Origin of the sequence: Psychrobacter sp. 16-MNA-CIBAN-0192 (assembly GCF_040309565.1) — a bacterium.
GTDB lineage: Bacteria > Pseudomonadota > Gammaproteobacteria > Pseudomonadales > Moraxellaceae > Psychrobacter.
The window spans coordinates 1-236 of sequence record NZ_JBEOOX010000708.1; the positions used below are offsets into that span (position 1 = coordinate 1).

Here is a 236-nt window from a genome sequence, read left to right on the forward strand (position 1 = left end):
GTTTAACAGCGATTAAAAGTGTTCGTAGTATTAATACAGGTCAATCAGTGCTGATTTATCCATTAACAACGACAGAAATCTATCATCCCCTAGGGACAACCGCTAAACGATTTACCGTGCAAAGTGTGGCAGAAACCGGCGACCAGCTGACAATTACCTTAACTCAAAGCGTGCGCTTTACTGAGGCTTCGCCATTAAAACGCTTATACCTTGCCGATAGCCCATTGAGTTACTGC

1 protein-coding gene is annotated in these 236 nt (G+C 43.6%); it reads left to right on the plus strand.

The genetic code is table 11. The annotated features are described in order from the left end of the window. A partial coding sequence (locus tag AAEY78_RS14930; protein ID WP_352340277.1) for a hypothetical protein occupies positions 1-236 on the plus strand: 236 nt, incomplete at both ends.